The following is a 23,207-nucleotide window of genomic DNA, read 5'->3' on the forward strand; positions in this document are numbered from 1 at the left end:
TAAAGTATAAACAACATAAACGTTGATGAGATAAGTACACTATTTAATCTTAATGAGAGAGCCCGTATTTGGTGTAAGCGGGTAAGTGCGGATAGTCGAAAATGGTCTTGGAGTTTTTTATGGAGATGAGCCAGCGAGCACTCATATGTGTGACGTAGTAAGTTGAAATCGAGGGTGTTCGTTAACGCACGACGTATAACCAAAAGTATTCACAGATGTTCTCGACGAATACTTTGAGGCGTACGCTTAAGGTGTTGTGCGGAAGCACAACATGAACACAGGGTGGTAACACGTGTATTGAACGTCCCGTAGTCTAGCAATCTAGACTACGGGATTTTTTTGTTAACAGCAGGACCAGGAGGGGTAAACAGTGAGTGTGACATTGCAAAATGGCTTATTACGTAGAAAAAAAATAATTGTGGGGGAATTTAATATTTTAGCACCGACGTTGAATATTTTGGTGGTTAATTTAATGCCAAATCGATTACAGACAGAAAAACAATTTGTGGCACATTTGGCATCACAACGTATTAATATCAGGCTGACTTTTGCAGTGCCAACTGCGCATAAAGTGAAGCATGAGAGTAATTTAATTAAAGGACATTATGTCACGCTAGATGATATTTGGCAAGAATACTTTGACGGTCTCATTGTAACTGGTGCGCCAGTTGATCAAGTTCCCTTTGAATCAATTGACTATTGGTCTGAATTTCAGAAGTTATTGTTTTGGCGTCAATCTCATGTGTCTGAAAGCTTATTTACTTGTTGGGCAGCCTATGGTGCTGGTTACGTTGAAAAAAATTTTCCGGTTGAATCAGTAGTACACAAAATTTTTGGTGTCTATCAAGCAAGTGTGGCAAGTGATAATCAACACCCAGAATTAGTGCAGAATATTGACCAGCTGATCATGCCACACTCTCGTTATTTTACAATTCCAGATGACAATGTGTCCAAGAACTTAAGGATTGCAGGGAACAATCAAGTAGGAACAGTGTTGTTAAGAGATGCATCGCGACATTCCACTTATACCACTGGGCATTTAGAATATGACACGAATACCCTGCAAACTGAATATTATAGGGATATTCAGCAAGGCGTTCTACCACAAAAACCAGAAAATTATGATAGTTTTGGTCAACCTAACAATACATGGCATGTAAGCGCTAAAAGTTTTTTCGGCAATTGGACTAAGCTATTGCTGATGCAGAAGCATTTGCCTGAAACTGTTGATTACATCGCTGCACTCGGATAAAAGGAGCCTTTGAATATGGAATTAAGTATTGATACTGTTTTAGCACAAGCAGGGAATGGTAGTGATGATGACAAAACTGGTGCGATTGTGACGCCATTATATTTTTCAACGGCTTATCGGCATCCTAGTTTGGGCGAATCAACTGGATTTGATTATGCACGTTTAACCACCCCGACACGAGCTGTACTTGAACAACAACTTGCATTATTAGAGAAAGGGGTGCAAGCTTTTGCAACTAGTTCGGGTATGTCAGCGATTGATTTAGTTTTTGAAACTTGTCTTAAAAGTGGCGACCATTTTTTGACGAGTGATGATTTATACGGTGGGACATATCGTTATTTTGATGCCATTGTATCTCAAAGTCAGATTACCTATGACACATTTGATACTGTTTCTCATCTGATGCAAAAGCTTCAGTCGAACACGCGATTGATTTGGCTTGAAACACCCTCTAATCCAATGATGAAAGTGATAGATATCGTAGAGTTATGTAGACAGGTACGTCGTGTCAGTCCAGATATTGTGATTGCTGTGGATAATACATTTTTAACACCAATTTTTCAACAGCCTTTAGCATTGGGGGCAGATATTGTTGTCCATTCTGCAACAAAATATTTAGGTGGACATAATGATTTATTAGCTGGCGCGGTCATTGCCGGTAACCAGTTGCTTGCCAAACAGTTGATGGATACACTCATAACACATGGACAAGTGTTGGATAATTTTAGTGCTTGGCTGCTGATTCGTAGTTTGAAAACGTTGCACCTGAGAATGGCACGGCACAATGAAAATGGCCAGTATCTAGCTAAGAAACTTCTGAATGTAGCTGGTATAACTAGTGTAAAGTACGCAGGAGTAGGCGGTATGATAAGCTTCTATTTGGCTAAAGGATATGATGTTAATCGCTTTTTAACACGATTACAACTTGCTTCGTTTGCTGAAAGTTTAGGCGGACCAGAGACGTTAATTACAATACCAGCAATACAAACACATCATGATATGACCATTGAAAAGCGCGAAGCATTAGGCATAACGGACCAGCTTGTCCGTGTTAGTGCCGGTTTGGAAAACAAATTAGACATATTTGAAGATATTGAACAAGCAGTGGTGGGGGCAAAACTATGAGTGATTGGACAGATATTATTCACGTTGCAACAACACATGACCCATTATCTGGCGCCATCAATACGCCAATACAGCTCAGCTCTACTTTTCATCAATCATCTTTTAATGATTTTGGTGAGTTTGATTATGCACGGTCTGGGAACCCAACACGTGCATCAGGCGAAATAGCAATTGCGACACTCGAACATGGCACGCATGGATTTCTTTTTAGTACGGGGATGGCAGCTATTAGTAGTGTCTTGTTTACCTTATCTGCTGGTGATCATATTGTTGTGAGCAAGCATGTTTATGGTGGTACTTTCCGTGTACTAGAAGATATCCTACCACGATGGGGAATTACACATGATTTTGTCGACTTTGCTGATGTGGCAGCTGCTACAAAAGCCATTAAGCCAAATACGAAAGCATTATATATTGAAACACCTTCAAATCCAACATTACAAGTTACCGATATTAAAGCTATTGTTGCTGTCGCAAAAAAGCATCATCTGCTAACAATTGCGGATAATACCTTTTTATCACCATTTTTGCAGCGACCATTGGATCTGGGTGTTGATATTGTTGTCCATTCTGCGACTAAGTTTCTAGCTGGTCATTCGGATATATTGGCTGGTGCTGTTGTCGTTAAACAGAAAGCATTAGCTGATCGCATTTATTTTATTCAAAATGCGGTTGGTGCTACCCTTGGTGTGTTTGATACATGGCTGCTGTTGCGTGGTATGAAGACGTTAGCAGTACGGATGACGCAATCCAGTCAGTCCGCTAAAAAAATTGCCACTTTTTTAGCTCAGCACGATAAAGTTAGCCGTATATTATATCCCGGCTTATCAACGCATCAAGGTTATGATATTCAGCTATCACAGGCTAAAAACGGTGGTGCAGTTCTCAGCTTTGATGTCGGTAGCCAGCATAATGCACAAACTGTTGTTGCTAATTTGAAAATACCTGTATTCTCGGTCAGTTTGGGTGGTGTCGAAAGTATCATTAGTTATCCGCCAAAAATGAGCCATGCAGAATTAACAACAACACAATTATTAGAAAACGGAATTTCTCCTGGTTTACTCAGATTATCCGTAGGATTAGAATCTGCCGATGATCTCATAAATGATTTAAATCAGGCATTAAACAAGATAAAAAAAGGAGCATGATAACTATGACACAGGCAGGAAAATTAAACTATCATTTCGATCAAGTGGGGTCATATTTACGACCTGAAAACTTAAAGATAGCGCGTGAACAATACGCAAATGGTGATATTTCAAAAGAAGATTTATTAACAGTACAACATGCTGAGATTAAAAAGCTTGTCGCCCAGCAAGTGGCTGCCGGCTTAAAGGCTGTCACTGATGGCGAATTTAATCGGTCGTGGTGGCATCTCGATTTTCTAGGGAACTTGGGTGGTTTTGAATTTTACGATCAAGTAGATTCTTACAAATTTCATGGTGAAAAAACACGATCAACCAATATACGACTAAATGGCAAGGTTCATGCTAATTTAAAGCATCCGTTCTTTGAAGATTTTGACTATTTAAAACGCATTGTACCTGATGGTATTGAAGTTAAGCAAACCATACCGTCGCCAAGTTTGATTATCAACCGCGATCAACGGTCAGATGCATGGGCACAATACTATGACAACTGGTCTGATTTTCTCGATGACTTAGCGCAAGCTTACCATGATACACTGCAGCAATTTTATGACTTGGGTGCACGTTATATTCAGCTTGATGATACAACTTGGGCTTACTTGATTGCACAGCTCAACGCTTACCGTGATGATCCAGTTGGCCGTGCGCCATTTGAACAAATAGCAGCAGATGATGTGTATGTCATTAATAAAGCCATAGCAGGTTTGCCAGAAGATTTAAAGTTATCGACGCACATTTGTCGTGGGAATTTCAAATCCACTTACTTATTTGAGGGTGGTTATCAACCAGTAGCTCAATATCTTGGACAATTAAATTATGATGCTTTTTTCTTAGAATATGATAATGATCGTTCAGGTGACTTTGAACCACTGAAAGCGATTTACAATAACCGGCCAAATGTTGAAATTGTATTAGGTCTATTAACGTCTAAATCAGCTGATTTAGAATCCTCACAAGAGGTTATTGCGCGTATTGACGAGGCAGCAGCTATTATTCCAAGATCTCAGTTAGCGCTATCCACGCAATGTGGCTTCTCATCAACAGAAGAAGGCAACATTTTAACAATTGCTGATCAATGGCGTAAGTTAGCCTTGGTCAAAAGCATTGCTGATCAAGCTTTAGGGTAAAAATAATATCATTTGTTGTCGCTAACCGAGGCGCGTATACTTAGGTTAACGCATTATTAAAAGGAGAAAATTATGTCAGAAACAGTTGTTGAAAGTTTCACACTAGACCATACAAAGGTTAAAGCACCTTATGTTCGTGTCATCGAGACACAAAGTGGCCCAAATGGTGGAACCATTACTAATTACGATTTACGCTTAACCCAGCCTAATGAAACGGCTATCGAAACTGGGGGATTGCATACGCTAGAACATCTTTTTGCTGGCTTAGTGCGTGATGAAATTGATGGCATTATTGATATGTCGCCATTTGGCTGCCGTACTGGGTTTCATGTCATTTCTTGGGTAAATTATGATTCAGAAACTTTGGCCAAGGTCTTTAAGAAAGTCTTGGAAAAAATAGCCAGTGATGATATTACTGAGGTACCTGCTGCGGAAATTGAGAGTTGTGGTAACTATAAAGATCATAGCTTACATTCTGCTAAAGAATGGGCCAAACTAATTTTGGCTCAAGGCATTTCAAGTGATGCGTTCGAACGTCATGTTGTATAAGTATTAAAAATAGCCGAGATGAGTAATTGTGTCATACACTAAACAGAGAGTTCAAGTTGGCTGAAATTGAACAGGGTAGCACTATGAATATGGTCTCGGTATATTATTGGTTACTATTGTGAGCTGAATAAACAGTTAGCATTAGTCGGTGAGCGCGTTATTGCTTGGTTAATTGGAATGATCCGATTAACAATGAGATATACCTGTGTATATAAACGCTGGGTGGTAACACGATCACACGTCCCGCAGTCTAATAATTTAGACTGCGGTTTTTTATTAGTCAAATGAAACGGGTGGTAGATGATGAAGAAGCAAATAATCTATTATTTACATGCCAATCAAGTTGTCACTGCTATCTTTCTTTGTGGGGATGGCGCACAGGTTGACTGCTAAGCGTTAAAACACTATTTAAGCGGAAAAAATTAATATTTGAAAAAGGTAAAGTATATGACAAACAAGACTTTAAATAAAATTGGCTTTCAACATGTGGGATCATTTTTGAGGCCAGAACAACTTAAACAAGCGCGCGCAGACTATGAAGCGCATAAAATTACTGCAGCCGAATTAGACAAGGTAACGGATGAAAAAATCAAACAGTTAGTCGAAAAACAAGTGGCTGCTGGGTTAGACATAATTACAGATGGGGAATTTCGGCGCTCGTATTGGCACCTTGATAATTTTTGGGGTTTTGGTGGTGTTGAACGTTTCAAGTTTGGCGAAGGGTATCGTTTTGCCCATGAAGAAACACGTGATGACTCAGCACGTTTAACGGGGCGTTTAACTTTTGACGCTGAGGTGCATCCTTTTATTCAACAGTTTGTATTCTTAAAAAAATTGGCAGACCAGCATGGTGTGGCTGCTAAAATCACGCTACCTGCACCAGCGCAATTTTATGCTGAGCTTGTGCGTGGGGATAATGCAGCACGTATAGTAAAGTATTACGACAATTATGAGACATTATATGATGATATTAAGCGTGTCTATCATGAAGAAATGTTGGCATTATATGAGGCGGGGGCACGTACCATACAATTAGATGATTGTACTTGGGGCATGTTGGTGGATCCGAAATTCTGGTCTTTGATGGCTGGCGACGATTTTGATGCTCATACGATTAAGCAAATTTATTTAGACTTAAACAACGGGGCGATCGCTGGTTTGCCAGATGATTTAGTGATTAACACACATATTTGTCGTGGTAATTACCATTCAGATTGGGCAGCAACAGGTGGGTACGATGCTGTTGCTGAACCATTATTTACGCAAGAAAATGTTGCTAATTATTTCTTGGAATATGATACAGCGCGATCAGGTAGTTTTGAACCATTAGCAAAAGTGTCAGGAAATAAGTGTGTTGTTTTGGGCTTGGTAACAACTAAAAGTGGTGAATTAGAGGATCGTCAAACTATTATTGACCGTATTCATGATGCGTCAAAGTATCTGCCACTCTCACGACTTTGGTTATCAACGCAATGTGGTTTTGCTTCAACCGAAGAAGGCAATGTGATTACGGAAGCACAACAATGGGCAAAATTGGCATATGTGAAATCGATTATTGATGAAGTATGGCAATAAATAATCAGGCGAGTTATCGCCATACATAAAGGATAATCATATGGAGAACCAAAGCAGTTTGAAATCATATGAATTGAATCACATCGCCACTCGCGCTATACTTTAATTATTTACTTTGAGAAAAATTGTGTGATAGGTTAAATTATTTAGGGAATAGGATAACAATATGAATCGAAAAAAACTGACGGGTATTGCCATTGTGGTTGTGCTAATAATAGGTAGTTATTTGTTTTTACAGCAAAAACCAAAAGAACAGCCAAAAAGCCAATTGCAAGTTGCCGTTCAAAACCCAATTACAACACTAGACCCAAATTTTGCTGATGATATTGGTTCTAACTGGGCTGAAACACAAACGTTGGAAGGCTTATATACATTGGATGATAAAGGTCAGGTGGTCGCTGGTATGGCGGAAAAAGTCGTTAAGCCAACGGTCAATAATACGGTTTATACGATTAAAATAAAGGCTAACCAAAAATGGTCGGATGGCACGCCTGTTACAGCTGATGACTTTGTCAATTCGGCTAAGAGACAAGTTAATCCCGCCTCAAAATCAACACGAGCGAATCATTTTAAAGATTTAGCTAACTATGATAGTATCCGCAAGCAAGGTGCAGATATCAATGAACTTGGTATTAGTGCACCGGATAAGGCAACAGTTAAAATTCAACTATCACATCCCGTGCCGTATTTTAATTTTATCTTAGCTAACCAACTTTACCCAATTAATATGGCAAAGGTGCAGGCATATGGTAAAAGGTATGGGCAAACAGCCGAGACGACGGTGTCTAATGGGGCTTATGCAATTAAAAATTGGAATCAATCAGCTACCACTTGGCAATTTGTTAAAAACCCATATTATGCTAACAAGCAACAGGTCCATTATCAAACGATTAATACAACTGTTGTCACGAATGCAACGTTAGCTAGTAAACAGTATTTGGCCGGTAAAGTGGATGAAGCCGAAATTACTGGAAGTGTCCTATCTGATTTAAAAAAGCAGCATAACAAAGATATTAAATCACAACAAAAAGGTCGTATGGTGTTTATTGTTTGGAACGCACAAGACAAAATTGCCGGCAATACCAATTTTAAAAGGGCAGTGAGCTATGCAATTAATCGGGATGTTTTGGCACAACAAGCTTTGGGAGATGGTTCAACAGCAGCAAAATCTATCGTACCTAGTGGTGAAATCACAATAGATGGGCAAGACTTTAACCATGATTTATCGTTACCTTTTGACAAAACAAAAGCGCAAGCATATTTGAAAAAAGCACAGGATGAATTAGGGACCAAAAAAATTAGCCTCAATTTGAACTTGGCAGATACCGATGCTTATCGTTCGTTAAGTGTTTACCTGAAAGAGAGAATTGAAAGTGTATTACCTGATGTTACAATTAATATTAACCGAATGCCGTTAAATGCAGAAATTTCCGCATTTAATGCACGTAATTTCCAGGCAGGTACGTTGAGTTGGTCGACAGATTATAACGATCCAATTGATTTCTTGGACATGGCCTATTCAGATGGCGCAATTAATTTCACAAAATGGCAGCATCCGGATTATGACCAATTGATTCAACAAATTAATCAGCAAGGTGATGCAACAACAACACGCTTTAAATTAGAAAAAGACGCAGCTAAATTAAATAATGACTTAAATGGTGTCACACCACTCTACCAAATGGCCAATGTTCATTTATTACAATCACACGTACGTGGCTTAACTTATCCAGTAATTGGTTATCAAAATTATAAATATGCTAAGTAGCGCGAAAGAAGGACAGAACAATCATGAAGAAAATAGGCATTGCTGGTAATCACTTGATGCATGCTAATCCGAGGTTTGGCACGAATTATGTGAATTATATTCAGAAAAATTATGCGGCAGGTATCACTAATGGTGGGGCACTTCCGATTATTTTGCCAATTGGCGCCCCCGAATTAGCCTCAGATTACATCGCAACAATCGATGCGTTACTATTACCTGGTGGCCAAGATGTCTCACCAGATGACTATGGTGAAGAACCTATACCACAAATCGGTGAAATAGATCCGCAACGTGATGCTTTTGAAATAGCGTTAATTCAAGCCGCAATTGTCGCAGATAAGCCTATTTTTGGTATCTGCCGTGGCGCACAGATAATTAATGTTGCCTTGGGTGGTACACTATACCAAGATTTAACAACACAAGTACCGGCATTAGCGGTCAAACATGACCAGTATCCAACAAAATGGTCGACACCAACACATCACTTGGCTTGGCAAAGTAGTAACTGGCTAACAGCACATATGTCAAAGACGGCGTTAGTCAACTCTTTTCATCATCAAGCAGTCAAAACATTGGCGACAGGTTTGCAGTTAGATGCTACTAGCACTGATGGCGTCATCGAAGCCTTTTCAGATGAAGAACGGCGTATTTACGGTGTTCAATGGCATCCGGAAATGCTGCTGATGGCGGATAAAAATGCACAACTTGTTTTTGATGCGTTCATTAGTAGGGTTTAACTACTTGTTTGTCATAAAGTCGTTATATAGGACGGCTTTTTTTCATTGCTAAAATAGCGTACAATGTGATGAGTGATGAATAAAAAAGTTTTTGGGTGCGCAGGTGGGAAATAAAACACCGTCATCCTGGAGAAGAAAATGTTTCAATATATAAAAAAGATTTTGATTGGTAAGCCACTAAAAACACTAGATGAGGGCGGACAATCACTTTCTAAGAAAAAAGCGCTTGCACTATTGTCATCAGATGCGTTATCATCTGTTGCTTATGGTACAGAATCGATTACAACAACTTTGCTGGCTGCAGGCGCGGTTGCGTTGTGGCTCCAGCTACCAATCGCTTTATTGGTTCTGATACTATTGGCAGCAATTGTTTTGAGTTACCGACAAATTATTCATGCTTACCCTTCAGGTGGCGGTGCGTATGCGGTAGCGAGTGAAAATTGGGGCGCTAAGGCCGGCTTGGTCGCTGGTGGCTCCTTACTTGTGGATTATATGTTGACGGTGGCAGTATCTGCCTCGGCTGCATCTGATGCAATCACGGCAGCTATCCCGATGTTCCAACCTTATGTTGTGCCACTATCGATTGTTATTGTGGTGTTATTGACAGGGATGAATTTACGCGGATTACGTGAAAGTGCTAATTTTTTGATGTTTCCCGTTTATTTCTTCATCATGGCTTTAGGCATAATGATACTGTGGGGTGTTTATCAAGCAGCAACTGGGCAATTGCCTTACCATGCTGCTGCACGTGTTGGCACGAGTTTTTCCGGCTTGTCATTTGTGTTGTTTATGCGAGCCTTTTCTAGTGGTTCCTCATCATTGACAGGTGTTGAAGCAATTTCCAATGCTGTACCAAACTTTAAAGTACCAAAAGAGAAGCATGCAGCAACGACACTGAGTATGATGGCCTTAATTTTGGCCTTATTTTTTGGTGGTATTACTTTTCTAAGTTATTGGTACGGGGTTAAGCCAAATGCCCATTCGACCGTATTGTCTCAAATTGCGGCAACAACATTTGGCGGACATGGTGTTGGTTTTTATTTCATTCAGCTTGCGACGGCTTTGATTTTGGCAGTGGCGGCTAATACCGGTTTTTCTGCATTCCCAATGTTGGCACTTAATCTCGCTCGGGATAAGTACTTGCCACATCTTTATATGGATAAAGGTGATCGATTGGGTTATTCAAATGGTATTTTATCACTGGCATTTGGTGCGATTATTCTGTTATTGATTTTCCATGGTTCAACAGATGCGCTGATTCCTCTATATGCTGTCGGCGTTTTCGTACCATTTACACTATCGCAATCAGGTATGATTATCCATTGGTGGCGTAAAAAACCAGGTTATTGGTGGTTTAAAGCCCTGATTAATTTTATTGGCGCCGCGATATCGGCAATTCTAGTTATCACGCTATTTGCGACACGTATCGAGCACGTTTGGCCATATTTGTTGATTATGCCAATTGTGATGTTTATGTTCTTAAATGTTAAGCATCATTATGTTAGCATTGCACGTCAGTTGCGTTTAGAATATGTTAAAAATGATCGTGCGGTTCGACATCACTATGATGGTGCCACGGTGATTGTATTAGTATCAAATATCACTAAGGTGACAACAGAGGCCATTGATTATGCATTATCAATTGGCGATTATGTTGTTGCGATGCACGTGAGTTTTGATGTTAATCCTAAAAAAGAATTAGAAACATCCAATGGCTTCAAAGAAGACTTTCCAGATGTGCGTTATGTTGATATCCATTCATCTTATCGGTCAATTGTGAAACCGGCATTAAGTTTCGTAGATGCCGTTGTGAAACAGGCTGAAAAGCGTAACCATTCTGTGACTGTTTTGTTGCCACAATTCGTACCGAAAAAGCCGTGGCAGAATATCCTACACAACCAAAATTCGTTAAGGTTACGTACAGCATTTGCTTCACGTAATGATATATCTGTGTCAACGTATTATTATCACTTATCAGAATAAATTGTGTACATCACACAAACAAGCGCAATAGCTAACCGTAATTTTACTTAAAGGAAAGGGCGACGCCATTATTCGACGTTAGAGGCTAAAATCTATGTCATTTGATACAAAATTAATTTTGTTTTTTATTTGGGTTGTGATCGCTATGACAATTTCAACAGTTGGCCTGATTCTTATCATGAGATGGTACCACCGCGAAGTTAAAAAAGTTAAAAGTGCACAACAAGAGAAGCAGGTACTAGACAATAAACGAATACCAAAAAAATAAGGGACAAAAAAAGCAGTCAGACGTTTGACTGCTTTTTTAGAACGATTCGGTTGGCACAGTGTTAAGTTTACTTTGCCAATCGATGTCTGGATATTTACGTTGTAGTGTGGTAGCAAGCACTCTCTTTGCTAGATTACCATTTCGTGTAAAAATAGGTCCGTGGAAATAAGAACCATAGACATTTTTATAAATGACACCTTCAGAATGATCCATGCCGTTGTTACCGTTGCCGGAAATAACGGTACCAAGTGCACGTTCGCCTTGGCCAAGGAAAGTTCGTCCTTGGTGATTTTCAAAGCCGTGATATTCTTCACCATTGTCGTTGTTTTTGATGACAATATTGCCAGTTAAACGTTTACCCGACAAAACGGTTAAGCTTTTATCATACATATTTGTTGTAAAATGATCCATCACGCCAATACCGTCAACTTTTTTGCCATCGGCCATAACCATGTAATGTCCTAAAAGTTGAAAACCACCACAAACAGCTAAGAGTGGGCCGTCATTTTCGATATATTGTTTTAAATCTGTTGCTTTTTGCTTGAGGTCTTCGGCGACGATAGTCTCTTCATAGTCTTGTCCACCACCAAAGAGAACAAAATCAAACGCTGAACTATCAAAACGATCCCCTAAAGAAACCAGATGGTAATTCATCGTTACACCTATTTTGGTAGCATAATATTTTAGGGCAATAATATTACCATAATCGCCATAGGTATTCATGAGGTCACCATAAAGATGTGCGACCGAAATGTCATATGTCGCCATTAAAAGCCTCCTTTAATGTAGCCAGCCGAGCCTAATTGTTCACGTAATTGTAGCATTGCCGTGTAAGTTGCGACAATGTATACCTTATCTGTTGGCATGGCTTTGATTGCTTCAACAATACGTGTAAGATCTTGATAAATGGCCTGATCTTCAAAGCCGGCCATTTTCAAACGAACGTGAATATCTTTATAACGCTGACCACCGGTGGCAACAGCTTGAATGTTGGTATCATGCAGTTTTTCAAACTCAGCATCCCAAATCCAGCTTGTGTCAATACCATCGGCATAATTGGCATTGAGTAATGCGAGCATAGAAAAATCATCCTGTTCGGTAAGCATCATATCAATAACCGAATTGGTGCCGACTGGGTTTTTAATGAGGACAATGGTGACATCCTTACCATCAACATGAATGGCTTCTTGGCGACCAAATATTTGTGCATTTGACTCAAAAGCTGTTTTTATCTGATCGGCTGAAACATTAAATTCGCGTCCGACAGCAAAGGCGGTGAGGGCGTTATAAATGTTGTACAAACCACCAATCTCAATGCGCAGTGGTGTATTATCAATTGAAAAAGTAGAGTATTTTGGTGTGAGCTCATCGACATGTGTGACTTGATAGCGTAAGTTAGGCCTAGCAAATTGATCAGTGGTGCTAAAATATTTACCAAGATTAGCATAAGTAATGAAATCATAGTGCAATACACTGTGGTCTGTTGGTGATAAAATACCGTCTGTATTAATTGGTGCTGCACCTGGCTGATATTCTGCAGGCTGTACATGATTAAATCCAAAATAACGTCGTTCATTCGGGAAATCGCCGCGTGTGAAAATTGGTGAATCGCCATTAGCTAAGACGACCGCTTCGGGGGCATGCTTGATACCCGCGATAATTTTATCGTAAGTGGTGTAAATTTCACCATAGCGGTCAAGTTGATCTCGAAAAATATTTGTCAAAACAAACATCTTAGGCTTAATTGCAGAAGCAATTTTTTCGACGTTAGCTTCATCTACTTCTAATACAGCAACGGGCTTCTTGCCATTCGCTGATGGCTTAATTTTACTAGTAACTAGCGTACCAGTGATACCTTGAATCATATTCGAGCCAGAATGGTTGGTAATGACTTCATAACCGCCAGCTTGTAAAACACGTGTGATTAAGGCAGTGGTTAACGTTTTACCATTTGTACCGGTAACAATAACTAAATCAAAATCTTGCTGAATAGACTTTAAAACATCAGGATCAATAGATACAGCTAATTTACCTGGTAAGCTAGTGCCACCACGATGGAGCACGTCATGTAGCAACCAATGAGCGCTTTTGGCTGTTGTACGTGCAAGTGTACTTTTAAGTGTCATAAATATCCCCACTTTCATGTTTATAATTTTACCACGGGAAGGCTTGTTTTGGCAGTTTTAGTTCATATTTGTCACATGCTTAGTCAGGTTGTTTCATTAGACGACTCGTCTAAGTAGTTAATCATTTTGCTTGAATTTTGATATAATGTTAAGGAGTGACAATTCTTTGTCAACGATGAAGAATTGGGAAAGGGTGTGTTGACGAATGAATCCGCCAGCACATATAAATTATGGCACAATTATTCTTTGAATATGGCGCAATGAGTTCAGGCAAGTCAATTGAAATCCTGAAAGTCGCGCATAATTATGAATCGCAAGGACGTAAGGTTCTGCTGATGACCCCTAATATTGATACACGAGCTGGTGTTGGCATCGTAGCGAGTCGTATTGGTTTATCGCGTGAAGCCGTCGCCGTCAAACCCGAAGACGATTTGTATGAGTTAATCAAGCAAATGAAAAATAACGATAATCTGGCTGTGGCGTTAGTTGATGAGGCACAATTTTTGACGACAAAACAGGTGGATCAGCTGGCCTATGCTGTTGATCATTTGAATATGCCAGTGATGACTTTTGGCCTTAAGCAAGATGCTTTTAATCAACTGTTCGAAGGTTCCAAACGTTTGATAGAAATGGCTGACAAGCTAGAAGAAATGAAAACAATTTGTTCGTTTTGTGGTAAGAAAGCCACCACACAATTACGTATTGTGAACGGCCAACCACAGCGAAAGGGCGCACAAGTATTTATTGGCGGTGATGAAGCTTATATACCAACATGCCGACACCATTGGTATCATCCTGATTTAGACAAAATCACAGAGATGTTTCCTGCAAATTAACACTCACCTTATGGTGACGCGTACATATAAAATAAGACATGCTGCTAGCACATGTGTCATGGAGAAATAAAATGGACCCAATATTCCAATCGCTACAAACAGTAGTTGACCGTTATGATGAACTGAATGAACAGTTAGCTGACCCGGAAATAGCCGGAGATGGTCAAAAATATATGGCTTTATCAAAAGAAGCCGGTGAAATGCGTGAAACAGTGGAAACATACTTGCACTACCAACAGGTGTTGCAAGATATTGCTGATGCTGAGGACTTACTAGATGATGCTGAAATGGCGCCTTTAGCTAAAGAAGACTTAAATACGTTAAAGCCAGAAAAAGAAGCATTAGAGTCACAATTAAAAATCTTGATGCTACCCAAAGATCCTAATGATGACAAGAACATCATTATGGAGATTCGCGGTGCCGCAGGCGGGGATGAATCATCCTTATTTGCTGCTGATTTGCTTGATATGTATCGCCGTTACGCAGAAAAGCAACGTTGGACGTTAAGTATTATTGATGAAACGCTGACAGAGGTTGGTGGATATAAAGAAGTTGCGGTGATGATTACAGGAGACAACGTTTACTCAAAATTGAAATTTGAGTCAGGCGCGCATCGTGTGCAACGCGTACCAGCCACAGAAACGCAGGGACGTGTGCACACATCAACGGCAACTGTTGGTGTGATGCCTGAATTTCAAGAAATCGATTTTGAATTAGCAGAGTCTGACTTGGAAGAGGAATTCTTTCGATCAGGTGGTGCTGGTGGGCAAAACGTCAATAAAGTCTCGACAGCTGTGCGTCTAGTGCATAAGCCAACCGGTATTATGGTCAAAATGCAAGAGGAACGGACACAGATTAAAAATCGTGACAAGGCGCGTAAATTGTTAGCAAGTCGTGTGTATGATTTTTATGCCCAACAAAACGAAGCCGAATATGCTGAGAAACGTAAATCAGCTGTCGGGACAGGTGACCGTTCTGAGCGTATTAGAACATATAATTATCCGCAAAATCGCGTGACAGATCATCGTATTGGGTTAACACTCAATAAGTTAGACCGTGTCATGAATGGTGAGTTAGGTGAGGTGATTGACGCGCTAGTTATTGCCGATCAGACAGCCAAATTGGCCGAATTGAATAACGCATAAAATGACAGAAAAACACTTTGAAACACCAAAACAATTTAAATCTTTGGTGGCACAAAAGAAGCTAAAATCAGACCGACTAACGACACCTAAGTGGTATGACTGGGACGATATTAAGAAGCCGACACAACTTGATCATGTCAAAATGTCTTTATTAGAGGCTAGAAAATGGGCCATTAATGAGTTATTAGATGCTGGCATGCCCAAAGATGATGCAACCGACAATGTTGATTTTTTGTTGAGTGGCGCGCTAAATATTAACTATGCTTATTTACGCGCTAATATTACACGTACCATGCCAGCAAAGTTGGCGGCTGTTTGGCCAAAGTGGATTGCGATGCTTATACAACAACAACCACCACAATATATCTTAGGTCATGCGCCTTTTTATGGTCGTGAGTTTATCGTTGATGAGCGTGTCTTGATTCCACGTCCTGAGACTGAACAATTAGTTGCATGGATACTTGCAGATGCTAGTGGCACAACCGGCGAATCGGTATCTGTGCTAGATATTGGGACAGGTTCTGGTGCTATTATTGAAACGCTCATGTTAGAGAATCCACGTGTTCGAGGATTTGCAGCAGATATATCAAGCGATGCGTTAACTGTTGCGGCGTTAAATGCGCAGCAATTAAACATTAAACAACTTCGTTTTGTAGAAAGTGATGTCTTTTCAGGCTTGGCAGACCTTAGATTTGATTTAATCGTCAGCAATCCACCTTATATTGCTAGTTCAGACGAAGATGAAATGGATGCTAGTGTGTTGACTTATGAGCCGCATGACGCATTATTTGCTGATAATCAGGGATTAGCTATTTATCAAAAAATTGCTGAAGGGCTGGCCGCGCACTTAACACCTCAAGGTCGTGCTTATTTTGAAATAGGGTATAAGCAAGGGCAGCAAGTTGTTGACATCATGCAGAAGGCTTTACCCAAAGCCACAGTCACATTGAAACAAGATTTTGCTGGGCTAGATCGTATGGTCCGTGTAGTGAAAGGATAACAAGTTAGGCATGACTAACTAGATAATAAATGATGAATACAGAACGTTTAACAAATCAAGATATTCAGCGCGCTGGCGTCTTACTCAAAGCTGGTGAAGTTGTCGCATTTCCAACAGAAACAGTGTATGGTTTAGGTGCTGACGCAACACATGAAGAAGCAGTCCAAAAAGTATTTGTGGCTAAAGGGCGGCCGGCCGATAATCCGTTGATTATGACTGTGGCAGATGCTGAGCAGTTAACAAATTTTGTGAGCGTATCTGAAGCAGCGAAAGCATTAATAGATGCCTTTTGGCCAGGTTCCCTAACCATTATTCTACCCATTAAACCAGGACAAGTATCTATGATGGTGACTGGTGGGTTAGACACTGCTGCCTTTCGTTTGCCAGATAATGAAACGACACGTGCGATTATTCGCGAAGCAGGCGTACCAATTGTCGGCCCAAGTGCGAATACATCAGGCAAACCTTCGCCAACAACAGCACAGCATGTTTGGCACGATATGCAAGGTAAAATTGCGGCCATTGTTGATGATGGGCCAACACAAGTTGGCGTTGAGTCAACAGTGGTTGATATGGCGGCAGATGTGCCGACTATTCTAAGACCTGGTGCTGTCACACAGCAGCAACTAGAAGATGTCTTAGGTATTCATGTGCTTGATGCGACAAGTACGATGTCAGTTGCTGATGATGTCACACCAAAAGCGCCAGGTATGAAATATAGGCATTATGCGCCTGATAAGCAAGTGGTTATGTTTGATAGATTAGACGCGCTGGCTTTGAAAGTAAGTTTAGCACCGACTGACGTTGTGATGGCGCAAGAAGAAACGTTGCAACGCATGGCACTACCCTTAGCACAAACTTGGTCATTAGGCACGACGTTAGAAAATGCAACAGAACAACTTTTTGCTGGTTTAAGATATTATGATGATGTGGCACATGTCAAAACTATCTATGTTGAGAAGATGCCACCAATTGGTCTGGGAAAAGCTTTCAATAATCGCTTAGGGAAAGCCTCGGGAAACCAAGAATATCAAGGCTAATCAAAAACAGCTTCGTGCTGTTTTTTTATTTACAGAAAAAGGCTGTTCTGTTTGTGTAAACGTTTACATTTAAAAGCCCGCCAGATAGGCATTTTCAGCTTAATTCCCTGATATATCAGGGATTAAGCCAACATTTTACTTGATATTTTGTAAGCGCTTTGATACACTAATAGCAGAAGCTGATTCACAGCTAAAAAGGAGAAATTAATCATGGCACAATCAAAAGACTTTCATATCATAGCAGAAACAGGAATTCATGCACGTCCAGCAACTTTGTTGGTACAAGCTGCCTCAAAGTTCACTTCAGATGTTACATTGTCATATCAAGGTAAGGATGTTAACTTGAAGTCAATCATGGGTGTGATGTCACTTGGTGTTGGTCAAGGTGCCGATGTTACTATCAAAACTGAAGGCGATGATGAAGAAGCTGCAATGGCTGCTATCGTTGAAGCAATGGGAACAGAAGGACTTGCAGAATAACAATGGCTAAGAACTTCAAAGGAATCGCGGCAAGTAATGGCGTAGCAATTGCTAAGGCCTATTTGTTAGTTGATCCAGATTTGTCTTTTACAAAGACAACAATTACTGATGTGACAGCTGAACAGGCTCGTGTCGACGATGCTTTGAAGGCTGCCAGTGCTGATGTTGAAATTATTAAGCGTAAAGCTGAAAAAAACTTAGGTGCTGATGAAGCACAAGTTTTTGAAGCACATTTGATGGTTTTGTCTGACCCTGAAATGTCAGGTGCGTTTAAGCAAAAGATTGCTGACGATAAGGTCAATGCTGAAGAAGCAGTTAAAGAAGTAACAGACATGTATATTAGCATGTTTGAAGCAATGACTGACAATGCTTATATGCAAGAACGTGCGGCAGATATTCGTGACGTCACGAAACGAATTCTATCACATTTGTTGCAAGTAACATTACCAAATCCAGCGTTGATTGATGAAGAAGTTGTTTTGGTTTCTAAAGACCTGACACCATCTGATACAGCACAACTCGACCGACAATTTGTTAAGGGCATTTTAACTGATCTGGGTGGTCGTACTGCGCATGCTTCTATCATGGCACGTACGCTCGAAATTCCTGCTGTTGTTGGGTCAGATGTTGCAACGCAAGAAGTAACAGATGGCGTCACAGTAATCGTCGACGGCTTAACTGGTGATGTGATCGTTGATCCAGATGCTGATACTTTGGCAACTTACCAACAAAAGGCAGCAGACTATTCAGCACAACGTGCTGAATGGGCTTTGTTAAAAGATCAACAGTCGGTGAGTGCGGATGGCAAGACTTTCGTAGTTGGGGCCAATATTGGTTCACCAAAAGATATGGCTGCTGTTTTGGAAAATGGTTCAGAAGGCGTTGGTTTGTATCGTACTGAGTTTCTATATATGGAATCGGATCACTTACCAACCGAAGACGAACAATTTGAAGCTTATAAGGCTGTTGTCGAAAAAATGGCCGGTAAGCCTGTGACAGTGAGAACGATGGATATTGGTGGCGACAAGCACTTAAGTTACTGGAAGCTACCTGATGAAGAGAACCCATTCTTGGGTTACCGTGCTATCCGTATTTCTTTGGACCAGACTGAAATTTTCCGTACACAACTACGCGCGTTATTGCGGGCATCTGCCTATGGTAATTTGTGGATTATGTTCCCGATGATTGCCACATTGGCTGAATTCCGTGCTGCTAAGAAACTTTACTTAGAAGAACGTACTAAGTTGGAAAATGACGGCGTTGCAATGGGCGAAGTCAAGTTGGGTATTATGATTGAAATACCAGCTGCTGCCGTTTTGGCCGACAAGTTTGCTAAAGAACTTGATTTCTTCTCAATTGGCACAAACGATTTGATTGGCTACACAATGGCTGCAGATCGTGGTAATGATAAGGTTGCTTATTTGTACCAACCCTACAACCCTTCAATTTTACGCCTAATCAATAACGTGATTGAGGCAGCTCATAAAGAAGGCAAGTTCGTCGCTATGTGTGGCGAAATGGCTGGTGATCCAGTTGCCGTCCCAGTTTTGATGGGCATGGGCTTGGATGAATTCTCAATGAGTGCCCCTTCTGTTTTGCAGACACGTTCATTAATGAAAAAGTTAAATACAGCTGACATGAAATTATTGGCTGAAAAGGCTTTGGATGCTGAAACAAATGATGAAGTAATTGCATTAGTTGAAGCAGCAACAAAATAAATAGTTAAATTTTTTTAAAATGCAAGTATGACTCATATTGAGAAGTACTTGTTTTTTTGTGTAACCATTTTGTTTTTGATTCGTTATATCTATAGAAAGGCGGGGGAGATGAAAATAGATTACTATGAACAGGTTTTACTTGACATAGCACATGAGCTCACCGGTTTTTTGATTAATCATCGGATTCAAAAACAAGATGCAGAAGACATTATACAAGATGTCTTTGTCAGACTGATTCAAGCCGACATCATGTTACCGCCTGAGAAATTAAGACCGTGGCTATATCGTGTTGCTTTATCACGTTTTTACGATTTATATCGTCGGCAAAAAAAGTATCGCGATATTTTACTAGCACAGTATGCACAATATTCTGAAATTGCGCCAAGCATGACTAAAAATGAGCTTTTGCAACAGGCACTAGACAAGTTAGATGACTATCAAAAATCGTTGATATTACTTTATTATGACAGTCGCCACAGTATTCGTGATATTGCCACAATATATAATGCGAGTGATTCAAAAATAAAAGTTGATTTATATCGCACAAGACAGCAACTGAGGCAGACAATAGAAAGGGCACAAAATGAACGATAACCAAAATTTTGAGCGAATAATCAAAAAAGAAAAGCGTAAAAAACTACTCATAACAGCAGTTATTTCAAGCATCGTTACAGTAACTATTGGTTTTGTTGCGGTTATGGCAACAACCATTATTTTAGGAAAACAGATGGACGTTCAAGCTGAAAAGCAGATTAATCAATTTAATATTGCTGATCTTATTTATTCACCAAATATTAGGTCAACATCGCAACGTTATAGGCTTACGGCAATGACGCGTGCAACATTATCTAGTGATCGTCAAAAGAATATTGATGGTTATCGCGTTGCTTATCCTGAAAAAAAAGTGATACTCAATCTGAGTGGACCAGAGAGTAGCAGTGAAACATCCTCTAATATCTATAAGAACGATACCATTAAAAACATTAACATTATGGCAGCAAACCCTAAAACAGGGCAAAAAGAACCGATATTTTTCAATCGGGCCTACCCAAATTGGTATAGTAGCCAAAAGAACAAAGACAAGTTGATGTCACCGATTACACCGACACATGAAGCGAAAACCCTACAAGCATTACCCAACACACTAGGCGAAGTGGCTATCACGTTTGATAAGCGATACAGATACGAAGATATTTTAAAGATGATGCCACACAATATTATGATCAACTATTATTGGCTTGGTTTCCATTCTGCTGCACTTGATACGTCAAGTCATGTTGGTTGTTATGTTGGTTTGAATGCAAAAGATGACGGCAGCGGGAAATTGAACGATCAATTTGCTGGGCTACCTGATAAAACGAAATATAATGATTATCAAGGTCTGAAGAAGGCTTTAAAAAGTCAAATTAACAGAAAAGATGTTGATCATATTGATATTGCTAAAGATGCGGAAAAGCAACTTGTACCATCGCTTAAAACGGCTGAGTTTGCTGGGGTTATCGTCACTGGACGTACAGAAAATCTTGCGAAGTTAGACCAATTACCTTATACTTATGCAAGTAATGTCGGTATAACCACACCTATCATGCCATACCAGTCGCCAATTAAATAAATGGTGATTGTATTTGTTTGAAATCAGTATAACAGTTCAAGACCGTCGTTTGGCGGTTTTTTTGTGGTAGAATATAGATTATGAAGATTTTAGCATTTGATACAAGTAACCAACCACTAACCGTGAGTTTGGCGCAAGATAATCAGGTTATTCGTGTTTTTTCAACCAACGAAGCACGTAACCATTCTATTCAGCTACTACCAGCGATTCAGCAAACAATTGCAGAACAGGGTTGGACATTATCGACAATTGATCGAATCATTGTTGCACAAGGGCCTGGTTCTTTTACAGGATTACGTATTGGCGTTACTGTAGCTAAAGTATTAGCCGATACAATTAAGTGTGAGTTAATTGGGGTATCTAGCTTAGCTATTTTGGCTGAACAACAAACATTTGATGGGCTAACCATCCCATTATTCAACGCACGTAATGACAACGTGTTTACTGGGGTGTACGCGATGGGAAATAATGTATTGCCGGATGCGCACCGGCCAGTAAAAAGTTTATTTGATTGGTTGGCGTCTCGACCAGAACCATTGCTTTTTATTGGTGATACTGATGTGTTTGGCACAGCAATTGTTGAACACTTTGCTTCTCGAGCGCAAATTTTGTCACCTACTGAGAGTTTGCCAGATGGGCAGGGTATTGTGTCGCTTGGAAACAGGACATTACCAGCTAAGAGGGTAGCGGATTTTAATCCAAATTATTTGCGTCGCACGCAAGCAGAATTAAATTGGTTAGCTGCCCACCCAAATGAGGATAAGCCTGAAAATTATGTTTTTGAAGTTTAATCGTCAAGGTAAATTACCTTTAACAATCCCACAATATCAAAAGCGTGCTATTGACAGTCAGGGTTATAGTTTTTTGATACGGCGTGCAACTGTTGAAGATATTGATACGCTGGTGAACATTGAGGAAGCTGTTTATGCTGGTCAGGCGCCTTGGTTATTGAGAGATTTTTTAAGTGAACTATCACGACCACATATCCGACTGTATTTAGTTATTGAGCGTCATAACCAGGTCATCGGTTTTGCTGGTGCGGCTTATCAGCGTGAAATATATGACATGCATATTACAAATATTGCCGTCGTACCGGTCTGGCAAGGCAATGGGTTAGGACGCTTGCTGATTGAAGATATCGCTAACTTCTCTAAAAATATTGGTATACACACAGTATCCTTGGAGGCTAGATCATCAAATGTTAGAGCAATAGCCCTATATCAACGACTAGGATTTAAAAATGTTGGGATTAAAAAAGGCTACTATTTAGGTGATCATGAAGATGCGATTTCGATGGTAAGAGAGATTGATAATAAGACAAGCCAAAACTGAAGATGCACGGTTGATTTTTAATATTGCCGAAGCAGCATTTGTGCCGTCGCCTTGGCCGATGGCTGTTTTTGAGCATGAATTATCTAGCCCGCGAAGCAGGTATTTTATTGCAAATGCTGGATTTATTGGTGTGACGCAGATAATTGATGAAATCGAAATTGGCAGTTTGGCCGTTCATCCTGATTATCAACGGCGAGGTATAGCACAGCAGTTGTTAAATCAAGTCCTTAAGCAGCCAAAGGTCAAACGATTTCTATTAGAAGTTGATGAAACCAATATTTCAGCCATTCAATTATACGAAAAAAATGGTTTTCAGGCTTATTTTCGCCGTGAAAAATATTATAAAAACGGCCATGCAGCAATCATGATGGAAAGGAACATCTAAC

At 40.0% G+C, this 23,207-nt stretch carries 23 protein-coding genes; 21 read left to right on the top strand and 2 right to left on the bottom strand.

Annotation, left to right across the window (positions count from 1 at the left end; all coding sequences use genetic code 11):
- The first annotated feature begins 370 nt into the window (after nucleotides 1–370).
- The 10 genes from FAZ25_RS04415 to FAZ25_RS04460 all read left to right on the top strand — a co-directional run bounded on the left by FAZ25_RS04415 (nucleotide 371) and on the right by FAZ25_RS04460 (nucleotide 11,532).
- Nucleotides 371–1,252, top strand: coding sequence for a homoserine O-succinyltransferase (locus FAZ25_RS04415; RefSeq protein ID WP_004906809.1), 882 nt, complete (start codon nucleotides 371–373; stop codon nucleotides 1,250–1,252).
- Nucleotides 1,253–1,267: 15 nt separating this feature from the next.
- The gene (locus FAZ25_RS04420) at nucleotides 1,268–2,377 is read left to right on the top strand and encodes a PLP-dependent aspartate aminotransferase family protein (RefSeq protein WP_004906807.1); all 1,110 of its coding nucleotides are present in this window, start codon (nucleotides 1,268–1,270) and stop codon (nucleotides 2,375–2,377) included.
- Nucleotides 2,374–3,525: a PLP-dependent aspartate aminotransferase family protein gene (locus FAZ25_RS04425; RefSeq protein ID WP_004906805.1), complete on the top strand. Its 1,152-nt coding sequence runs from the start codon at nucleotides 2,374–2,376 to the stop codon at nucleotides 3,523–3,525. The genes FAZ25_RS04420 and FAZ25_RS04425 overlap by 4 nt, the downstream gene beginning before the upstream one ends.
- Before the next feature lie 5 nt (nucleotides 3,526–3,530).
- The gene (locus FAZ25_RS04430) at nucleotides 3,531–4,652 is read left to right on the top strand and encodes a vitamin B12 independent methionine synthase (RefSeq protein ID WP_012305419.1); all 1,122 of its coding nucleotides are present in this window, start codon (nucleotides 3,531–3,533) and stop codon (nucleotides 4,650–4,652) included.
- Nucleotides 4,653–4,724: 72 nt separating this feature from the next.
- Nucleotides 4,725–5,201, top strand: coding sequence for an S-ribosylhomocysteine lyase (locus tag FAZ25_RS04435; RefSeq protein ID WP_004899110.1), 477 nt, complete (start codon nucleotides 4,725–4,727; stop codon nucleotides 5,199–5,201).
- Nucleotides 5,202–5,648: 447 nt separating this feature from the next.
- Nucleotides 5,649–6,776 carry a 5-methyltetrahydropteroyltriglutamate--homocysteine S-methyltransferase gene (locus tag FAZ25_RS04440; RefSeq protein WP_012305418.1) on the top strand — a complete coding sequence of 376 codons (1,128 nt, stop codon included), beginning with the start codon at nucleotides 5,649–5,651 and terminating at the stop codon, nucleotides 6,774–6,776.
- A 166-nt stretch (nucleotides 6,777–6,942) separates the two neighbouring features.
- Nucleotides 6,943–8,544, top strand: coding sequence for a peptide ABC transporter substrate-binding protein (locus tag FAZ25_RS04445; protein WP_004899106.1), 1,602 nt, complete (start codon nucleotides 6,943–6,945; stop codon nucleotides 8,542–8,544).
- A gap of 23 nt (nucleotides 8,545–8,567) precedes the next feature.
- A complete protein-coding gene (locus FAZ25_RS04450; RefSeq protein WP_004906799.1) occupies nucleotides 8,568–9,281 on the top strand; it encodes a gamma-glutamyl-gamma-aminobutyrate hydrolase in 714 nt (237 codons plus the stop codon).
- 138 nt (nucleotides 9,282–9,419) lie between these two features.
- Nucleotides 9,420–11,264 carry an APC family permease gene (locus FAZ25_RS04455; RefSeq protein ID WP_004906797.1) on the top strand — a complete coding sequence of 615 codons (1,845 nt, stop codon included), beginning with the start codon at nucleotides 9,420–9,422 and terminating at the stop codon, nucleotides 11,262–11,264.
- A 94-nt stretch (nucleotides 11,265–11,358) separates the two neighbouring features.
- Nucleotides 11,359–11,532, top strand: a complete 174-nt coding sequence (locus tag FAZ25_RS04460) for a hypothetical protein (protein ID WP_004906796.1) — start codon at nucleotides 11,359–11,361, stop codon at nucleotides 11,530–11,532.
- Nucleotides 11,533–11,568: 36 nt separating this feature from the next.
- Here FAZ25_RS04460 and FAZ25_RS04465 read toward each other — a convergent pair whose 3' ends face one another.
- Together FAZ25_RS04465 and FAZ25_RS04470 are read right to left on the bottom strand one after the other, a co-directional pair.
- Nucleotides 11,569–12,300, bottom strand: a complete 732-nt coding sequence (locus FAZ25_RS04465; protein ID WP_004899098.1) for a type 1 glutamine amidotransferase — start codon at nucleotides 12,298–12,300, stop codon at nucleotides 11,569–11,571.
- Nucleotides 12,300–13,658, bottom strand: coding sequence for a Mur ligase family protein (locus FAZ25_RS04470; protein WP_004905517.1), 1,359 nt, complete (start codon nucleotides 13,656–13,658; stop codon nucleotides 12,300–12,302). Before FAZ25_RS04470 ends, FAZ25_RS04465 begins: the two co-directional genes overlap by 1 nt.
- A gap of 230 nt (nucleotides 13,659–13,888) precedes the next feature.
- Here FAZ25_RS04470 and FAZ25_RS04475 point away from each other — a divergent pair, with 230 nt between their 5' ends.
- The 11 genes from FAZ25_RS04475 (at nucleotide 13,889) to rimI (FAZ25_RS04525) (ending at nucleotide 23,206) form a co-directional block, all read left to right on the top strand.
- On the top strand, nucleotides 13,889–14,494 hold the full coding sequence (locus FAZ25_RS04475; protein ID WP_004899095.1) for a thymidine kinase: 606 nt from the start codon (nucleotides 13,889–13,891) through the stop codon (nucleotides 14,492–14,494).
- Nucleotides 14,495–14,565: 71 nt separating this feature from the next.
- Entirely contained in the window at nucleotides 14,566–15,639 is a 1,074-nt protein-coding gene (gene prfA, locus FAZ25_RS04480; protein ID WP_004906791.1) for a peptide chain release factor 1, read from the top strand.
- 1 nt (nucleotide 15,640) lies between these two features.
- Entirely contained in the window at nucleotides 15,641–16,639 is a 999-nt protein-coding gene (gene prmC / locus FAZ25_RS04485) for a peptide chain release factor N(5)-glutamine methyltransferase (RefSeq protein ID WP_004906788.1), read from the top strand.
- Between the two features lie 29 nt (nucleotides 16,640–16,668).
- The gene (locus FAZ25_RS04490; protein ID WP_004906784.1) at nucleotides 16,669–17,679 is read left to right on the top strand and encodes an L-threonylcarbamoyladenylate synthase; all 1,011 of its coding nucleotides are present in this window, start codon (nucleotides 16,669–16,671) and stop codon (nucleotides 17,677–17,679) included.
- 210 nt (nucleotides 17,680–17,889) lie between these two features.
- Nucleotides 17,890–18,159, top strand: coding sequence for a phosphocarrier protein HPr (locus tag FAZ25_RS04495; RefSeq protein WP_004899089.1), 270 nt, complete (start codon nucleotides 17,890–17,892; stop codon nucleotides 18,157–18,159).
- A 2-nt stretch (nucleotides 18,160–18,161) separates the two neighbouring features.
- Nucleotides 18,162–19,877, top strand: a complete 1,716-nt coding sequence (gene ptsP, locus FAZ25_RS04500) for a phosphoenolpyruvate--protein phosphotransferase (protein ID WP_004906783.1) — start codon at nucleotides 18,162–18,164, stop codon at nucleotides 19,875–19,877.
- 108 nt (nucleotides 19,878–19,985) lie between these two features.
- The gene (locus FAZ25_RS04505; RefSeq protein WP_004906778.1) at nucleotides 19,986–20,471 is read left to right on the top strand and encodes an RNA polymerase sigma factor; all 486 of its coding nucleotides are present in this window, start codon (nucleotides 19,986–19,988) and stop codon (nucleotides 20,469–20,471) included.
- Complete coding sequence (locus tag FAZ25_RS04510) at nucleotides 20,461–21,489, top strand: anti sigma factor C-terminal domain-containing protein (protein WP_192269791.1); 1,029 nt, start codon at nucleotides 20,461–20,463, stop codon at nucleotides 21,487–21,489. The genes FAZ25_RS04505 and FAZ25_RS04510 overlap by 11 nt, the downstream gene beginning before the upstream one ends.
- An 80-nt stretch (nucleotides 21,490–21,569) precedes the next feature.
- Entirely contained in the window at nucleotides 21,570–22,280 is a 711-nt protein-coding gene (gene tsaB, locus FAZ25_RS04515) for a tRNA (adenosine(37)-N6)-threonylcarbamoyltransferase complex dimerization subunit type 1 TsaB (protein WP_004906772.1), read from the top strand.
- The gene (gene rimI, locus FAZ25_RS04520) at nucleotides 22,264–22,821 is read left to right on the top strand and encodes a ribosomal protein S18-alanine N-acetyltransferase (protein ID WP_004899074.1); all 558 of its coding nucleotides are present in this window, start codon (nucleotides 22,264–22,266) and stop codon (nucleotides 22,819–22,821) included. Before tsaB ends, rimI (FAZ25_RS04520) begins: the two co-directional genes overlap by 17 nt.
- Nucleotides 22,796–23,206, top strand: coding sequence for a ribosomal protein S18-alanine N-acetyltransferase (gene rimI, locus FAZ25_RS04525; RefSeq protein ID WP_004899072.1), 411 nt, complete (start codon nucleotides 22,796–22,798; stop codon nucleotides 23,204–23,206). Before rimI (FAZ25_RS04520) ends, rimI (FAZ25_RS04525) begins: the two co-directional genes overlap by 26 nt.
- Nucleotide 23,207: the final 1 nt, after the last annotated feature.

Origin of the sequence: Leuconostoc sp. LN180020 (genome assembly GCF_014844115.1) — a bacterium.
GTDB classification, from domain to species: Bacteria; Bacillota; Bacilli; order Lactobacillales; family Lactobacillaceae; genus Leuconostoc; species Leuconostoc citreum.

Excerpts from the sequence above, each read along its gene's own strand:
- FAZ25_RS04420 (WP_004906807.1), top strand. The coding sequence starts at position 1,268 with ATGGAATTAAGTATTGATACTGTTTTAGCACAAGCAGGGAATGGTAGT.
- FAZ25_RS04425 (WP_004906805.1), top strand. The coding sequence starts at position 2,374 with ATGAGTGATTGGACAGATATTATTCACGTTGCAACAACACATGACCCA.
- FAZ25_RS04430 (WP_012305419.1), top strand. The coding sequence starts at position 3,531 with ATGACACAGGCAGGAAAATTAAACTATCATTTCGATCAAGTGGGGTCA.
- FAZ25_RS04435 (WP_004899110.1), top strand. The coding sequence starts at position 4,725 with ATGTCAGAAACAGTTGTTGAAAGTTTCACACTAGACCATACAAAGGTT.
- FAZ25_RS04440 (WP_012305418.1), top strand. The coding sequence starts at position 5,649 with ATGACAAACAAGACTTTAAATAAAATTGGCTTTCAACATGTGGGATCA.
- FAZ25_RS04445 (WP_004899106.1), top strand. The coding sequence starts at position 6,943 with ATGAATCGAAAAAAACTGACGGGTATTGCCATTGTGGTTGTGCTAATA.
- FAZ25_RS04450 (WP_004906799.1), top strand. The coding sequence starts at position 8,568 with ATGAAGAAAATAGGCATTGCTGGTAATCACTTGATGCATGCTAATCCG.
- FAZ25_RS04455 (WP_004906797.1), top strand. The coding sequence starts at position 9,420 with ATGTTTCAATATATAAAAAAGATTTTGATTGGTAAGCCACTAAAAACA.
- FAZ25_RS04460 (WP_004906796.1), top strand. The coding sequence starts at position 11,359 with ATGTCATTTGATACAAAATTAATTTTGTTTTTTATTTGGGTTGTGATC.
- FAZ25_RS04465 (WP_004899098.1), bottom strand. The coding sequence starts at position 12,300 with ATGGCGACATATGACATTTCGGTCGCACATCTTTATGGTGACCTCATG.
- FAZ25_RS04470 (WP_004905517.1), bottom strand. The coding sequence starts at position 13,658 with ATGACACTTAAAAGTACACTTGCACGTACAACAGCCAAAAGCGCTCAT.
- FAZ25_RS04475 (WP_004899095.1), top strand. The coding sequence starts at position 13,889 with ATGGCACAATTATTCTTTGAATATGGCGCAATGAGTTCAGGCAAGTCA.
- prfA (WP_004906791.1), top strand. The coding sequence starts at position 14,566 with ATGGACCCAATATTCCAATCGCTACAAACAGTAGTTGACCGTTATGAT.
- prmC (WP_004906788.1), top strand. The coding sequence starts at position 15,641 with ATGACAGAAAAACACTTTGAAACACCAAAACAATTTAAATCTTTGGTG.
- FAZ25_RS04490 (WP_004906784.1), top strand. The coding sequence starts at position 16,669 with ATGATGAATACAGAACGTTTAACAAATCAAGATATTCAGCGCGCTGGC.
- FAZ25_RS04495 (WP_004899089.1), top strand. The coding sequence starts at position 17,890 with ATGGCACAATCAAAAGACTTTCATATCATAGCAGAAACAGGAATTCAT.
- ptsP (WP_004906783.1), top strand. The coding sequence starts at position 18,162 with ATGGCTAAGAACTTCAAAGGAATCGCGGCAAGTAATGGCGTAGCAATT.
- FAZ25_RS04505 (WP_004906778.1), top strand. The coding sequence starts at position 19,986 with ATGAAAATAGATTACTATGAACAGGTTTTACTTGACATAGCACATGAG.
- FAZ25_RS04510 (WP_192269791.1), top strand. The coding sequence starts at position 20,461 with ATGAACGATAACCAAAATTTTGAGCGAATAATCAAAAAAGAAAAGCGT.
- tsaB (WP_004906772.1), top strand. The coding sequence starts at position 21,570 with ATGAAGATTTTAGCATTTGATACAAGTAACCAACCACTAACCGTGAGT.
- rimI (WP_004899074.1), top strand. The coding sequence starts at position 22,264 with ATGTTTTTGAAGTTTAATCGTCAAGGTAAATTACCTTTAACAATCCCA.